This is a genomic window from Nitratireductor sp. B36, assembly GCF_020833685.1.
Taxonomy (GTDB): Bacteria; Pseudomonadota; Alphaproteobacteria; order Rhizobiales; family Rhizobiaceae; genus Nitratireductor.
Genome location: NZ_JACKZY010000002.1, coordinates 102,082 through 117,391, shown reverse-complemented (window position 1 = coordinate 117,391; position 15,310 = coordinate 102,082). Strand labels below are relative to the sequence as shown.

The 15,310-nt window shown below is 62.0% G+C and carries 14 protein-coding genes; 8 read left to right on the top strand and 6 right to left on the bottom strand.

The features are described from left to right. Nucleotides 1–3: 3 nt before the first annotated feature. The 6 genes from H7H48_RS07150 to H7H48_RS07125 form a co-directional block, all read right to left on the bottom strand. Nucleotides 4–789 carry an ABC transporter ATP-binding protein gene (locus tag H7H48_RS07150; protein ID WP_229448305.1) on the bottom strand — a complete coding sequence of 262 codons (786 nt, stop codon included), beginning with the start codon at nucleotides 787–789 and terminating at the stop codon, nucleotides 4–6. Next, nucleotides 782–1,579 (bottom strand): ABC transporter ATP-binding protein, encoded by a 798-nt coding sequence (locus H7H48_RS07145; RefSeq protein WP_229448304.1) that lies wholly within the window; start codon nucleotides 1,577–1,579, stop codon nucleotides 782–784. The genes H7H48_RS07150 and H7H48_RS07145 overlap by 8 nt, the downstream gene beginning before the upstream one ends. Further along, the gene (locus H7H48_RS07140; RefSeq protein ID WP_229449207.1) at nucleotides 1,576–2,385 is read right to left on the bottom strand and encodes an ABC transporter permease; all 810 of its coding nucleotides are present in this window, start codon (nucleotides 2,383–2,385) and stop codon (nucleotides 1,576–1,578) included. The genes H7H48_RS07145 and H7H48_RS07140 overlap by 4 nt, the downstream gene beginning before the upstream one ends. A 20-nt stretch (nucleotides 2,386–2,405) precedes the next feature. Further along, entirely contained in the window at nucleotides 2,406–3,395 is a 990-nt protein-coding gene (locus H7H48_RS07135; protein ID WP_229448303.1) for an ABC transporter permease, read from the bottom strand. 23 nt (nucleotides 3,396–3,418) lie between these two features. Beyond that, a complete protein-coding gene (locus H7H48_RS07130; protein ID WP_229448302.1) occupies nucleotides 3,419–5,032 on the bottom strand; it encodes an ABC transporter substrate-binding protein in 1,614 nt (537 codons plus the stop codon). Between the two features lie 142 nt (nucleotides 5,033–5,174). Further along, complete coding sequence (locus H7H48_RS07125; protein WP_229448301.1) at nucleotides 5,175–5,756, bottom strand: cupin domain-containing protein; 582 nt, start codon at nucleotides 5,754–5,756, stop codon at nucleotides 5,175–5,177. 270 nt (nucleotides 5,757–6,026) lie between these two features. Here H7H48_RS07125 and H7H48_RS07120 point away from each other — a divergent pair, with 270 nt between their 5' ends. From H7H48_RS07120 to H7H48_RS07085, 8 genes are all read left to right on the top strand, one after another. Further along, a complete protein-coding gene (locus H7H48_RS07120; RefSeq protein WP_229448300.1) occupies nucleotides 6,027–7,412 on the top strand; it encodes an aspartate aminotransferase family protein in 1,386 nt (461 codons plus the stop codon). A gap of 314 nt (nucleotides 7,413–7,726) precedes the next feature. Further along, on the top strand, nucleotides 7,727–8,623 hold the full coding sequence (locus H7H48_RS07115; protein ID WP_229448299.1) for a branched-chain amino acid ABC transporter permease: 897 nt from the start codon (nucleotides 7,727–7,729) through the stop codon (nucleotides 8,621–8,623). 22 nt (nucleotides 8,624–8,645) lie between these two features. Continuing rightward, nucleotides 8,646–9,527 (top strand): branched-chain amino acid ABC transporter permease, encoded by an 882-nt coding sequence (locus tag H7H48_RS07110; RefSeq protein ID WP_229448298.1) that lies wholly within the window; start codon nucleotides 8,646–8,648, stop codon nucleotides 9,525–9,527. A 4-nt stretch (nucleotides 9,528–9,531) separates the two neighbouring features. Beyond that, entirely contained in the window at nucleotides 9,532–10,239 is a 708-nt protein-coding gene (locus tag H7H48_RS07105) for an ABC transporter ATP-binding protein (protein ID WP_229448297.1), read from the top strand. A 2-nt stretch (nucleotides 10,240–10,241) separates the two neighbouring features. Beyond that, a complete protein-coding gene (locus H7H48_RS07100; RefSeq protein ID WP_229448296.1) occupies nucleotides 10,242–10,985 on the top strand; it encodes an ABC transporter ATP-binding protein in 744 nt (247 codons plus the stop codon). A 38-nt stretch (nucleotides 10,986–11,023) separates the two neighbouring features. Next, nucleotides 11,024–12,250 (top strand): amino acid ABC transporter substrate-binding protein, encoded by a 1,227-nt coding sequence (locus H7H48_RS07095; RefSeq protein WP_229448295.1) that lies wholly within the window; start codon nucleotides 11,024–11,026, stop codon nucleotides 12,248–12,250. Between the two features lie 169 nt (nucleotides 12,251–12,419). After that, entirely contained in the window at nucleotides 12,420–13,820 is a 1,401-nt protein-coding gene (locus H7H48_RS07090; RefSeq protein WP_229448294.1) for an amidase, read from the top strand. A gap of 27 nt (nucleotides 13,821–13,847) precedes the next feature. Continuing rightward, on the top strand, nucleotides 13,848–15,296 hold the full coding sequence (locus H7H48_RS07085; RefSeq protein WP_229448292.1) for an amidohydrolase family protein: 1,449 nt from the start codon (nucleotides 13,848–13,850) through the stop codon (nucleotides 15,294–15,296). Nucleotides 15,297–15,310 lie beyond the last annotated feature (14 nt).

Sequence of the window (15,310 nt, the reverse complement as noted above, 5' to 3'; positions counted from 1 at the left end):
AGCCTATTGAGCGCGAGGAAACTCCAGCCGTGGCACCGCCGCCACGAGCGACCTCCCCGCCGGCGATTGCGGGCTGTCGATGATTTGCGAAGTCGGACCCGTCTCGACAATACGGCCGCTCTCCATGATAGCCACCCGGTGGGAAACAAGACGCACGACAGCGAGATCATGCGCGATGAAGAGGTAGGAGAGGCCTTCGCTTTTCTGCAAATCAGTGATGAGTTTCAGGATCTCTCCACGTATCGACTGGTCGAGCGCGGAAACCGGCTCGTCGAACACGATCAGCGAGGGGCGCGCAGCCAAGGCACGCGCGATGGCGACCCGCTGGCGCTCGCCGCCCGACACTTCATGGACGCCGCGCGCGGCATAGCTTGCGGGAAGCCCGACCCGCTCCAGAAGCGCGCCCACCCGCACCGGGCGCGCCGCACGGTCCGCAAGCGCGTGGATGCGCAGCGGGTCCGCCAGCACTCCGCCGATCGTCGCGCGCGGATTGAAGGCCGCAAGCGGATCCTGAAACACCATCTGGATCGCCCGGCGCTGCCTGCGCAGCGGCTGCCCGCGAAGCTGAAGCCAATCCTCGCCGAGAAGCCGCACCGCCCCCGCGTCGACCGCCAACAGCCTGAGTAGCACCCGCGCGAGCGTCGACTTGCCGCTGCCGGACGCGCCCACCAGACCCAGCGTCTCGCCCGGAGCAAGCGTCAGGCTCACATCGTCAAGCGCGGTCACCCTGCGCCCCCGGCTGGTGAAGGTCTTGCAAAGGTTCTGCGCAACGAGAAGCGGCTCAGGCATCGGCCGCCCCGTCGATCAGGCGCGGTGTTGAAAAATCGATCTGCGCGGCAAGAAGGTGTTTCGTATAGGCATGCGTCGGCTTCGTCAGAACCGCCTGCGCCGGACCTTTCTCCACCAGCCGCGCCCGCTGAAACACGGCAATGTCGTCGGCAAAGCCGGAGGCGAGCGCAATGTCGTGGGTGATGAACACCAGTGTCATGCCCGCCTCGCGCACCAGATCGTCGAGTAGCGCCACGATCTCGGCCTGCACCACCATGTCGAGCGCGCTTGTGGGCTCGTCGGCGATCAGCAGCCCCGGCTTTGCCGCAATGGCGGCGGCGATGGCGATGCGCTGGCGCTGCCCGCCGGAAAACTGATGCGGATAGGCCCCAAGTGCGGCCTGCGGATCGGGAATGCGCACCCGCTCAAGCAGGGCCAGCGCATGCGACTGTGCCGCGCGCCAGTCGAGCCCCAGATGACGCACCGCGCCTTCCGCCACCTGTTCGCCAATGGTCAGAACGGGGTTGAGGCTGCCGCCGGGGTCCTGAAACACCATGCCGATATCGCGTCCCGCCACGGGCGGATGCGCAAGACCCGGCCAGCCGATAGCCCCCTCAATCCGCGCCTGCGGCGGCAGTAGCCCGGCGAGCGCCAGCGCCAGTGTGCTCTTGCCCGATCCGCTTTCGCCGATCACCGCCAGCCGGCGGCCCTTGGCAATATCGAGATCGACGTCCTGAAGCGCAAAGCTTCGCGCATCGTCACGCCCGTAGGAGACGGAGAGGCCCCGGATTTCGGCCAGCGGCGCGCTCATCCGCGCGCCTCACGGCCCGCCATCGCATCCGCCAACCCCTCGCCCAGAAGATACACGCCGAGCACGGTGGCCACGAGGCCCAGCCCCGGCACGATGGAAAGATGCGGTGCGGTGCGCAGCACATTGCGCCCTTCGGCGATCATCGAGCCCCAGGTCACCACATTGGGATCGCCAAGCCCGAGAAACGAAAGCGCCGCCTCCACCAGAACCGCCGTGGCGACGATCACCGCCGTGAGCGCCAGAACCGGCGGCAGCGCATTGGGCAGCACTTCGCGCAAAGCAATCTCGGCCGGGTGCATGCCGATCACCCGCGCCGACGCCACATAGTCGCGCTCGCGGATCGACAGGACTTCCGCCCGCACCAGTCGCGCCGGCCCGGTCCACGCGCCAAGGGCAATGGCGAGAATGATCACCGGCAGCGATGCCCCGGTGACGCTGACAAAGGCAAGCGCCAGAAGGAAGCCCGGCACGATCTGAAACGCATCGACCACCCGCATCAGCGCCTCGTCCACCAGCCCGCCGGCAAGCCCGGCAACCGTGCCGACAAGCGCCCCGGCGGCAAGTGCGACCAGCGCCGTGGCAAGCCCGACCAGAAGCGACGTCCGCGCGCCATGCATCAGGCCCGCAGCCACATCCCGCCCCAGCCGGTCCGTGCCAAGCGGAAGCGCCGGATCGGTGAAAGGCGCGGTCAAAGGTCGCCCGACAATCACCAGCGGATCGCCCGGAAAGAGAAGCGGCGCTGCAAGCGCCATGGCGGCAAGCAGCACCAGAAGACAAAACCCCGCCACCCCTTCGGGCGAACGCATGAGTCGGCCCGCAACGCGGTTCACGACGACGCCTCCCCGCTGCCAACGCGCGGATCGAGCGCCGCATAGGCAATATCCACCAGAAGATTGACGACGATCACGAGCACGGCGCTGACAATGATGATGCCGGTCAGAAGCGGCGCATCGCGACCTGAAACCGCTTCATGCGCAAGCCGCCCGAACCCCGGAATGGCGAACACGCTTTCCACCACCACACTGCCGCCCAGCATGGCCGCCGCCTGCAAGCCGAGCATGGTGACCAGTGGCAGAAGCGCATTGCGCGCCACGTGGCGCAGCACGATGCGCCGCCGCGCCAGCCCCCTGGCGCGCGCAAAAAGCACAAAATCCTGCCGCCAGGCTTCCGCCATGCCGGTTCGCATCATGCGCAGGAAAAGTGCCAGGTAAATGAAGCCGAGCGCGGAAACCGGCAGCACCAGATGCCAGGCAATGTCGGCCACGCGCGCCAGCCCCGTCTTGCCGGAGGCGATGGTTTCGATGCCCGCCGTGGGAAACCAGCGCAGAGCGACCGCGAACACCAGAACCAGAACAAGGCCGAGCCAGAAGCTCGGAACCGCGTAGAGCGCCAGCGACCCAATTGAAAGCGCCCGGTCCGTCAGGCTGCCCGGCCGCGCGCCGGCAACAATGCCCAGAAGCGAGCCAAGCGAGAAGGCAAGCGCCGTCGCCGCTCCCATGAGCCACAGCGTGTTGGGCAGTCGCTCCGCGATCAGGTCGAGAACCGGCCGGTCGAAGGCCACTGACCAGCCAAGATCGAACCGCAGCAGCGCGCCCACATAAAGTATCAACCGTTTCACAAGCGACTGGTCGAGCCCGTAGCTCTGGCGAAGCTCCGCCACGAGGCCCGCATCGCCCCCGCCCAATGACAAGAGATAGGCATCCACCGCATCGCCCGGTGCGGCTTCCAGAAGCAGAAACGTGCCAATAATGACGATGAGCAGCACCGGAATGCTGCTGACGATACGCCGCCGCGTCAAAGTCAGGGCCCGGTGCATGCCAGTGCGTGTTCCTTGCGTTCTCAGGAAGCGAGTGCCGTATCCGCCCAGTTGGAGACCGGCCAGCGCGGATTGTTGCCTACATTGAGAACCGTGTCACGGGCAACCGTGGTAAAGCCCCATTCGGCAACGTTTATCAACGGCAGATCTTCCACCACGATGCGCTGGAAGTCGTTGTAAAGCGCCGTGCGCGCTTCCGTGTCGATGGTCTCTGCAGCCTGATCGATGATCGTGTCGAGTTCGGCATTGGCATAGCCGCCCTGATTGGAAAACGGCACGCCGTCGGGAATGCCCGACTGCACGAGGATCGTGGTCGAGATGGCCGGATCGCCGCGAAACACCGGGGAGCCGACAGAAATGTCGAAATCATGATCCGTGTAGACCGCCTTCAGATGCGCCGGCGTGTCGTTGTTTACCAGCGTCACATCGATGCCCACCTTGCCGAGCGCCTGCCGCAGATAATCGCCGAACTGGCGCGTTTCGCTGAAGAAGGGCGCGGGCAGGAGCCGCAGCGAAAAGCGCTTGCCATCCTCGCCGCGCGGATAGCCCGCATCGTCAAGCAGCCTGTTCGCCCGCTCGATGTCGAAGGAATACGGCTTCACATCGGGATTGTAGAATTGCGGCGCGTTCTGCGGCACCGGGCCGGTGGCCGCCTGCGCATAGCCAAGAAACACCGTATCGACCACGAAATCCCGGTCGATGGCGTGCGACAGGGCCTGCCGCACCTTCCGGTCGGCGAGGATCTCGTTGCGGTGGTTGATCTCCACCACAAGCTGATAGGTCAGCGCCTCATAGCCTTCCGTCATCACTTTCAGCCCCGGCACATTGGCAATGCGCTCCAGATCCACCAGCGGCACCTGCGAAAAGGCGGCAAGCTGGATTTCGCCTGCCTCCAGCGCGGAAGCCGCCGCCGCCCGGTCGGGCAGAACGCGGAAGATGATCTCGTCCAGCTTCGGCAGCCCCTCGCCCCAATAGGCGTCATTGCGGGTAAGGCGGTAATATTCGCCGGGCCTGTGCTCGGCGAATTTGAACGGCCCCGTTCCCACCGGCGCCTTGTTGGCCGGGTTGGCGGCAATGTCCGTGCCCTCATAGAGATGCTTTGGCAGAACGCTCGTCACCACCGGCAGCGCATTGCGAATGAGCTGGATCGGCGTGGGTGCGGAAAAGCGGAAGTTGGCGGTATGCGCGTCGGGCGTTTCCACCGTGTCGAGATTGGCGAACACCACGCGGCCGAGATTTTGCAGCGGTTTCCAGACCTCCATCGCGGAGAAGGCCACATCCGCAGAGGTGAACGGCGCGCCATCGTGCCAGGTCACGCCCTCGCGCAGTTTGAAGGTGATGGAAAGCCCGTCTTCGGAGCCTTCCCAGCTTGTGGCAAGGCGTGGCGCAAGCCCGCCCTCGCCATCCATCATGGCTTCAGCCAGCGGCTCAATCACCTTGCTGGCGATGAAAAACACACCGTTCGACGCGACGATTGCCGGGTTCAGCGTGCGCGGCTCGGAATCAGCCGCCACCACCAGCCGTCCGCCGCGTGGTGCTTCCTCTGCCCATGCCATGTGCAGCGGCAGGCCGGAAGTCGCCAGCACACCGCCCGCGCCAAGAAGAAGATTGCGTCTCGAGATCAAAAGACCGGCCATCGGAAACCCTCGTTTTACGAGCCAACCATTTCCGGGCGGATCAGGTTCCCCGAAAACGTCATGCGCGAAGTTTAGAAGCAGCGCCTTGCGCGAACAGGGCCATGATTGCGTTGCGTTGGTCCAGCCTGTTGAAGACGGACCATCAAAGATAAGGCGGCGTGCAGGCGGAAACGACGATTGTGCGCCTGTCGGAGAGATTCTGGAAACGGTGCGGCTGGCGGCTGTCGAACAGATAGGCCTCGCCGGCCTTCAGAATGCGCATTTCATCCCCCACGGTCAGCGCCAGCTCCCCCTCCACCACATAGCCGCCCTCGCTCGAGGCATGCTGGAGCATGGTCTCGCCCGTGTCCGCCCCAGGCTCATAGACCTCGTGCAGGATCTGGAGATTGTGCAGCCGCGCATCGCCGATCTGCCGCAGGACGAGAAGCCCGCTCTCGGGCGCTTTTGCATTGATCGCCACCCGCGACGTGAGGTCGATCAGATCGTCCCTGCCAAAAAAAGGACCGGGATTGTCCTCCCGCTCGGGCTCGAAGAAATCCGCCATGCTGACGCCCATCCCTCCAAGCACCTTGCGCAGGGTCGAAATGGAGGGGCTGATCTTGTTCTTCTCGATGTTGGAAATCTGTGCATGAGGAACACCGGCCTGTTCGGCAAGCTGGCGTTGCGAAAGATTGCCTGCGGTGCGCATGGCCCTGAGGCGCGATCCGATGTCGAAATCGTCCATATGTCCTTCGCTCGTTTCGTCTTGCGCCAACCTGTTCATGTTTTGCGCAGCGCGATATATCGTTCAAGATATTGCCCTTGAAATCAATATACAACGCAAAAACATCGGAAATTCTTCGAATTTGGAGCTCGGGCTTTTAAATGACGCTCAAAATATTGAACACATAATTGCCTCGTCGAAAAATGAGTGCTACCGCTAGAGGACATGGGAAGAGATCCGGAAACCGGATCATCCAACAACGATAACCGCATTCACACGCAGGACAAGCCGATGACCGACAAGCCCAATTCCCCAGAAGCGCGCGATATCGCCTATCACCTGCATCCTTACACGAATGCGAAAAAACATCTTGAGGCCGGACCGCTGATCATCGATCGCGGCGAAGGTGTCAATGTCTACGACAACAATGGCAAGCAGTATATCGAGGCGATGGCCGGCCTGTGGAGCGTCGGTGTCGGCTTCAATGAAAAGCGCCTTGTGAAGGCCGCGACCGAGCAGATGGAGAAGCTGCCCTACTACCACACCTTCACGCACAAATCCCACGGGCCGGTAATCGAGCTTTCCGAAAAGCTGATCGGCATGGCCCCGGTGCCGATGAGCAAGGCGTTCTTCACCAATTCCGGCTCGGAAGCCATCGACACGGCGTTGAAGCTGATCTGGTATCGCTCCAACGCGCTCGGAAAGCCGGAAAAGAAAAAGATCATCGTCCGCAACCGTGCCTATCACGGCGTCACCATCGCCGGCGCATGCCTCACCAGCCTGCCGGCAAACCACAAATCCTTCGACCTGATCGTGCCGAACGTACTGCGCATGACCGCACCGCACCACTGGCGTGAGGCAAAGCCTGGCGAGAGCGAGGAAGAATTCGCAACCCGCCTCGCCAAGGAACTGGAAGAGACGATCCTGGCTGAAGGCCCCGAAACCATTGCCGCCTTCTTCGGCGAGCCGGTGCAGGGCGCCGGCGGCGTGGTCGTTCCGCCGGCCACCTACTGGGAAAAGGTGCAGGCTGTCCTGAACAAGTACGACATCCTGCTGGTCGCCGACGAGGTGATCTGCGGCTTCGGCCGCACGGGCACCATGTTCGGCTCCACCACCTACGACATCAAGCCGGACATCATGGTCATGTCCAAGCAGCTTTCGTCGTCCTACCTGCCGGCTTCGGCCCTGATGATCAACGACCGGGTGTTCGAGCCGATCATGGAAGAAAGCAACCGCATCGGCACGCTCGGCCATGGCTACACGGCCAGCGGCCATCCGGTTGTCGCAGCCGTTGCGCTTGAAAACCTCAAGATCATCGAGGAGCGCGATCTGGTGGGCAATGCCGCACGCATGGGCGAACGCCTGCGCAACGGGCTTTCTGCCCTTGCCGATCATCCGCTGGTCGGCGAAGTGCGCGGTGTCGGTCTCATCGCCGCCGTCGAGCTCGTCACAGACAAGGAGAACAAGACGGCGCTCGAAACGCCCGGCGCGCTTGGCGCACTGGTCAACGCGCATCTTCAGGAGGCCGGCCTCATCAGCCGCGCCATGGTCGATGCGATGGCGTTCTGCCCGCCCCTAATCATTTCAGAGGGTGAAGTCGACGACCTGCTCGCCCGTTTCAAGACCGGCCTCGACAAGGCGCTCGCCGAACTGCCCAGGGACGCACTGTCGGCCTAAGCACCGGAGCTTACAAGAAACCCTTGTCCGGCCTTCGCCGGGCATCAGATCAAAGCGCCGTATCCAACACCCGGATACGGTGCGTTCTCGCGCCGTCAAAATCAGTTATGTCATTTCGTTATAATTGAGTCTGAAATTGCGATAGGACAGCGCTTTTCTTGCGCTATAGGGTCGTGGAAAGCGTTCCCTATTGAGGTCCCACAGTGACAGATCAAGCTCAGGAGACGCGGGAGGGTACAGATGTATCGTTGTCCGCGCCCCAAGGAAGTACTGAAAAATCAAATCATATCAAATTCTTGATATGGGGCATCGTGGTGGCAGTGATTGTTGCCATCTTTTTGCCGGCTCCACTCTTCGCCAGCAATCTGTCATTTCTGTTTTATATGATGCTGTGGCTGACCATGGCGACGTCGTTCAACTTCGTCGCAGGCATGGCTGGGTATATGCCTTTTGGTTATGTGGCGTTCTATGGCGTTGGCGCTTACGCCACCGGCGTTCTCTACAAGACGTTCGGCCTGCCCATACCCGTGGCCCTTGCAGGTGCTGCCGTTGCCGGCATTGTCATCGGTCTCCTGGTCGCGCCAACACTCCGGCTCAAGGGTGTCTATTTCGGCATTGTCAGCCTTGCACTGGCGATGGCGATGAAGCTTGCGATCTCACTCATGCCAAGTGAGATTACAGGCGGCAGCCTCGGTCTCATTCTCTCCGCGGCAAACAATCCGGTGGCAGCCTACTACGCCATGTTCATCGTGTTGTTGGGCGCGCTTGCGGCAGGCACATGGCTATCCATGTCGCGTCTCGGTACGGCGCTTCGCGCCATCCGTGATGACAGCGAGGCGGCCGAGGTGGTTGGCGTCAACGTGGTGGCCACCCGGCTGAAAGCCTGGATCATGGCCACCATGTTCCCGGCACTCGTGGGCGGCGTGGAAGCCTGGTACACCAACGCTATCGACCTCGATTCCTCCTTCAATCTTCTCGTCACTGCCAAGAGCATCGTTTACGCCATGGCCGGTGGACTTGGCTTCCTTGTCGGCCCGATCATCGGCGCTTCGGCTCTCTATGGTATCGACCAGCTGATCTGGCGGCATTTCCCGACCCTCAACCTGCTCATTCTCGGCGTGGTCATCATAGCACTGATGCTGCTCCTGCCGCGGGGCATTGTCGGGGCCTTCGCCCAGCGCTTCTCGCGCTTCCGGCGCTTCATTCCGTAAGACCCACAGGATTGAAACAAAGATGAACGAACTTCTGCTTCAAGGCCTGGTCAACGGCATCGTCGTCGGGCTGATCTACGCGCTGATCGGCGTCAGCCTCAACGTGATCTTCGGCGTCCTGCGCGTCGTCAACTTCGCTCATGGCGAATTCATCGTGCTGGGGGCCTATGGCGCCTATTTTGCCCAGGCCTGGCTTGGCCTGTCCCCCCTGCTTGCGCTGCCGCTGATCTTCATCGTCTTCGGTTTGATGGGCTATGGGCTCTACTTCGTGCTGGTGAAGCGACTTGCGCGCTCCAACGATCCCGAACACGCGTCGCTTCTGGTCATGTTCGGCCTGTCGCTCGTGCTGGGCGCGCTGATGCTGCTCGCCTTCGAGGCGGATGCACGCTCGCTCAACTTCACGCTCGACCCGCCCTTCCTGATGTTCGGCAACATCATCCTGCCGACCACCAAGCTGCTTGGCCTTGCGGTTGCGGTCGTGGTCACCGGAGCGCTGGCATTCTTCCTCTACCGCACGCTGCCCGGCAAGGCGCTGCGCGCCATCATCATGAACCGTGACGCGATCCAGATCGTCGGGGTCGATCTCAACCACCTTTCGGCCCTGACCTTCGGTCTCGGCCTTGGTCTGGCGGGCATCACCGGCATCCTCGTGTCGATGATCTTCCCCTCCTTCTCCCCCTTCATCGGCCAGGACTACACCCTGATCGGCTTCATCGTGATCGTTCTGGGCGGCCTCGGCCATCCGATCGGCGCAGTCGCCGGCGGCATCCTGTTTGGCCTCGCCGAGCAGACGGCCATGGTGTTCTTCAGCGGAACCGTGGCGATGCTCCTCGGCTTCGTGCTCCTGATCGCCGTCATTCTCATTCGCCCCGCCGGCCTGTTCGGCGTGCAGAACTCGCGGTGATGTCATGCTGAAAGTCGAAAACCTCGTAAAGAAATTCGGTGGCGTCACAGCGCTCGACGGCATCAGCCTCACCCTCCCCGACCGCTCAATTCTCGGCGTTCTGGGCATGAACGGCTCCGGCAAGACAACGATGCTCAACTGCATCAACGGTCTTTACGACGCCACATCCGGAAAGATCACGCTGGACGGTGTGAGCCTCATCGGCAAAGCCCCTCATGCGGTCTTTTCCGAGGGCGTTGGCCGCACCTTTCAGGTGCCACGGATCTTCCCGCAAATGTCGCTCCTGGAAAACCTCTCGGTCGCGCTCCTCAACAAAGGGATGAGCAACGCCGAGATCGCCGAGGTCAGCGCCTACTGGCTCAAGAAAGTGGAGCTCTACCGGCTGCGTCACAATTATGCGGAAGAGCTTTCCGGCGGCCAGCAGAAGCTTCTGGAACTCGCCCGCATCATGGTGGCCAATCCGAAGCTGGTGCTGCTGGACGAACCCTTCGCCGGCGTAAATCCGAGCCTCGCGCTACTCCTCATCAACATCATCCGCGAAATGCCGCAGGAGGTGGGCTGCTCGGTGCTGCTCGTCAGCCACGATCTCACATCCGTCTACGAACTGTCTGACAACATTCTGGTCATGCACGAAGGCCATGTCCTCGCTGAGGGCAATGCCGAAGCGATCCAGAAGAACCCGGACGTCATCGAAGCCTATCTGGGAGCCTGACCATGCATGGCGTTGAACTGAGCATGGAGAACATCTCCGTCGCCTATAACGGAGACATCACGGTTCTCAAGGACGTGGCGCTGCGGGCCAAGCCCGGCAAGGTCACCGGCATTATCGGGCCGAACGGGGCCGGCAAGTCGACCGTTCTGAAGACGATTTTCGGCCTTCTCTCCACCAGATCCGGCACGATCAGCATGGGCGGCCGCGACATCACCAATCTCAAGGCGTTCCAGCGCGCGCTTGAGGGCGTGTCCTTCGTGCCGCAGAACCGCAGCGCCTTTGCCGGTCTGTCGGTCTACGACAACCTGCTACTGGGCTGCTGGCCCTTCCGCAAGGACAAGGCCCGCATCGACCGCGCCATCGACGGCATTTTCGAGCGGTTCCCGATCCTCAAGGAAAAGCGCTCCAGCCTGGCCGGTTCCATGAGCGGTGGCCAGCAGCGCTTTCTGGAAATCGCGCGTGCGCTCGTCACCGAGCCGAAGGTGATCCTGCTCGATGAGCCCACGGCCATGATCGCCCCGAAGATTTCCAAGGACATCTACGCGCTCACCCGCGATCTCGCAGACCAGGGGGCAACCATCATCCTCGTCGATCAGAACGTGCGGCAATGCGCAACCATTTCGGACAAGCTCTACATCCTGGAGCTTGGCCGCAACAAGGCGGAGGGGAGCCGGGAGGATTTTGCCACCGACGGACAACTCAAGGAGATGGTCGCCGAGTGGATGAACTACAAGATCGACGTGTGAGGCGTCGTCTTTCCAATAGCAACAAAAGGGGAATGCCCATGTGGACCATAACCAAACGTACCTTCATGGCCGGCACGCTGCTTGCAGGCCTTGCACTGCCGGTGGCCGGCCAGGCGCAGGAAAAGATCAAGATCGGCATGACGGTTTCGTCGTCCGGAAACTTCGCCCTCGCATCGCAATCGGGCGTGCGTGGCGTGGAAATCTGGGTCGATGAAGTCAACGCCAATGGCGGCCTGGAAGTGAATGGCGAGAAGCGCCTCATCGAACTCGTGAAGCGCGACGATCGCTCCGACAAACAGATGGTTGCCCGCGTTTATGAAGACCTGATCGCCAATGAGGACGTCGACCTTCTGATGGCGCCTTTCGGCTCCACCCTGACGGCTGCCGCCGCCACCGTGACCGAGCGGCTCGACAAGTTCATGGTCATCTGGTCCGCCGCTTCCGATGCACTCTATAATCAGGGCTTCAAGAACATCGTCTCGGCAACCCAGATGCCAGTTTCGCGCATGCCGTCGGCCGGCCTTGAGGCCGCCGCAGCGCTGGGCGGCAAGAAGGTTGCCATTGTGAATGTGGATGAGCCCTTTCCCGCCGGCCTTGCCGACGGTGCCGAAGCCATCGCCGAGAAGCTCGGCATGGAAGTGGTCCTGAAGGAGGATTATCCGAAGGGCACGAAGGATTTCAGCCTGCTTCTGCAGAAGGCACGCGCCGCCGGAGCAGACGTGTTCTTCCCGACCAGCTATGAGGGCGATCTCATCTCGATGGTGCGGCAGATGCGCCAGATGAATGTGAACTTTCCGTTCTCGTTCATGGTCTATGCCTCGACGCCGCAGTTCATCGAGATCGGCGACGATGCGCAGTACATCTACAGCCACACCAACTTCCACCCCACCATCAACTGGGAAGTGGATGCAGGGCTTGATCGTGAGGGTTTCCTCGCCGCATACGAAAAGCTCTTCCCGGACGTTTCCTATGAGCCCGACTTCCAGACCGTTCTCGCTTATGGCGCCGGCGTCATCGCTGGAGAAATCATCGAGAACGCGGAAAGCCTGAACGCTGCCGACCTCAAGAAGGCGGCCATGGAACTCAGCGACAATCTGACGGTTCTCGCCGGTCCCTACGCGATCGACGAAACCGGCAAGCAGCTCAAAATGCCTTTCCCGGTGGTGCAGTTGCAGCCGGGCAAGGGGCTCGTGACCGTGTGGCCTAAAGAAGTCGCCGTTGCCGAGCCCATCTACCCGATCCCTGGTTGGGATCAACGCGACTAGATCGCCCTGCGTCCGTCCGGACACACAAAGGACGATCTGGATTAACTATGGAGCATCGGAATGCCGGAAAACCGGATTCCAGTTTTCACACCGATGCTCTAGCCACTTGGCGCCCGGCTTTCGAAACGTCTCCCTCGAGGTCGGGCGCATTTTCCAAGAAAAGAACATCATGGATCCGTCATTCGCGTCCCTTGCAGACCTTTCAAAAGCGTTGAGCGAAGGCTCGCTCACCTCCACCACGATCACCCGGCATTTTCTGGAGCGCATAGCCCGGCACGACAAGGCCCTCGGCGCCTTCGTGCATGTGGATGCCGATCGGGCGCTATCCATGGCGGAGGGGCTGGACAGGCTGCGCGCGTCTGGTGTGGTCTACGGCCCTCTTCACGGGCTCCCCATCGCCGTGAAAGACCTCATCGACTGGCAGGATGAAATCTGCACGGTGGGCAGCAAGGCCTGGAAGGACCGACGCTCCACCGCCGACGCCATCGTCATGCGCAGGCTGCTCGCCGCCGGCATGATCCCCATCGGGCGCACAGCCATGGTGGAGTTCGCCTTCGGCGGCTGGGGTACCAATCCGCTTTGCGGCACGCCACGCAACCCGTGGGACATGAAGACACACCGTATTCCCGGCGGTTCCTCCAGCGGCTCCGGTGTGGCGGTGGCGGCCGGTCTCGCGCCCGCCGCCCTTGGCAGCGATACGGGCGGGTCCGTGCGCATCCCCGCCGCCCTCAACGGGCTTGTTGGCCTGAAACCGACCTTTGGGCGCATCAGCCTCAAGGGGTGTTTCCCGCTCTCAGCCACGCTCGATTCCATCGGTCCGATGACGCGCACCGTCGAGGATGCGGCTCTATTGTTTGAAGCACTTTCCGGAACCGAATCTGAGGACCCGGCCACCCGCCTCGCACCACCGCTCATCTCCGGCGCATGGAAGGAAATGCGCGCCCAGGGCATGCAGGTTGCCGTCATGCGCGAGGAGGATTTTCCGCTTGCGCTCGATGCCGAAAGCCAGGCCGCCTATGACCGTGCAAAGGAAGCGCTGGCAGGGCTAGGCGTCAAGCTCGTCCCCGCCGATCTGCCCTTTTCCTTCAACGATATGACCGAACGCAACGGGCGCATCATCGCGGCGGAATCCTACGCGGTTCACCGTGAGTACATCCATGACGAAAGCGTCCCCATCGGGCCCTATGTCCGGCAGCGTGTACTTGCCGGCGCAGCCATCAGCGCCAATGATTACATCGAGACCCTTGCTGATCACCGGCGCATGAAAGCGGTCTATGCCGAATTCATGAAGCCGTTCGACGCTCTGCTCACGCCGTCGCTCCCCTTCCCCGCGATCCCGTTAGCGGAGGTGGACGAGGCCACGGTACCACTCGCAGCCTATGGCCGGCCCGCGAACTACGTGGGAGCTTGTGGTCTCGCCCTTCCAGCGGGTTTCACCACAGATGGTCTGCCCCTTTCCGTGCAGCTCATGGGACGCGCCTTTGGCGAGGAACAATTGCTCGCAATGGGTACAGCTCTCGAAAAGAGCCTCTCGACCACAAACCGGCAGCCCGACCTCTCGGCTGCCTAAGCAACAACAATCGGCAAGGAGTTCCCGATGACGCAAACCACATGCGACACGCTTTTGAAAAACGCCTTGCTGTTCGATGGCCTGGGGGGGCCACCGACCCGCGGCGGTGTGGCACTCTGCAATGGCCGCATCGCCGCGGTCGGTGACGTTTCCGGCTGGAGTGGCAGCCAAACCATTGACCTTGACGGTCTCAGCCTTGCCCCCGGGTTTATCGACGTTCACACGCATGACGATCTTGCAGTGCTGAACGACAGCGCGATGGAACCCAAGATCACACAAGGCGTGACCAGTGTGATCGTCGGCAACTGCGGCATCAGCCTCGCGCCCTATGAAAAGCCTGCCGAACTGGTGCCGCCGCTTGGCCTTCTCGGCACAGCGGAAGACTACCGTTTTGGTTCCTTCGCCGCTTATCGCAGTGCGGTCGACGCAGCCAATGTCGCAGTCAACGTTGCCGCTCTTGCCGGTCATGGCACGCTTCGCGCCATGACGCTCGAAGATACCGGAAAACCCGCCTCAGAAGGCCAGATCGCCATCATGCGTGTACTTCTGGAAGAGGCGCTGGAGGCGGGCGTTCTGGGTTTGAGCACGGGCCTTGCCTATCCCGTTGCACGGCACGCGCCCACCGAGGAGGTGGTAGCCCTCTCCCGAACCCTCGCGGCGTTCCCAGGAGCGCTTTATGTCACGCATATGCGGGACGAGCGCGACGGGGTCGAGGAGGCCGTCGGAGAAACCCTTGCCATTGGCCAAGCCGCCGGCGTTCCGGTCGTCATTTCACATCACAAATGCATCGGTCGCCAGAATTATGGCCGGTCAGTCAAGACACTGGCAATGATCGACAAGGCACTGCAACAGCAAGATATCGCGATGGATGTCTATCCTTACGAAGCCAGTTCCACGGTGCTTCTGCCCGAGTTGACCCGCCATGCAGAACGCATTTTGGTTATCGATTCAGGGAGCCATCCCGAATGCAATGGGATGGAGCTCTCCAAAGTCGCCGAGAAGATGGGCTGCGATCAGGAGGAGGCTGCCCGTAGGCTCGCCCCTGCGCGCGGCATCTATTTCCAGATGTCGCCTGAAGATATCAACCGCATCATGCAGCACCCGCGCACAATGATCGGCTCTGACGGCATTCCCGGCCCGCAAGCTCACCCGCGCCTCTGGGGGACATTTCCGCGTGTTCTTGGCCGATATGTACGCGAGGATGGCGTGTTGCCGCTTGAAGAAGCGATTCGCAAAATGACGTCTCTGCCCGCCCAGATTTTTGGCTTCGCCCGTCGTGGGAGGCTGCAGGAGGGGTTTTACGCCGATCTCGTCGCCTTCAATGCCGACACCGTCCTCGATCTGGCAGATTATGACACGCCTGACCGCGCTTCAGCCGGTATAGAGCATGTCTTTGTCAACGGAGTGGCGGTGCTTGCCAATGGTGAAGTGACCGGCGCTCGCGGCGGTCACTTCGTGGCGCGCGGAGAGACCTGAGCCGCCTCACCTGT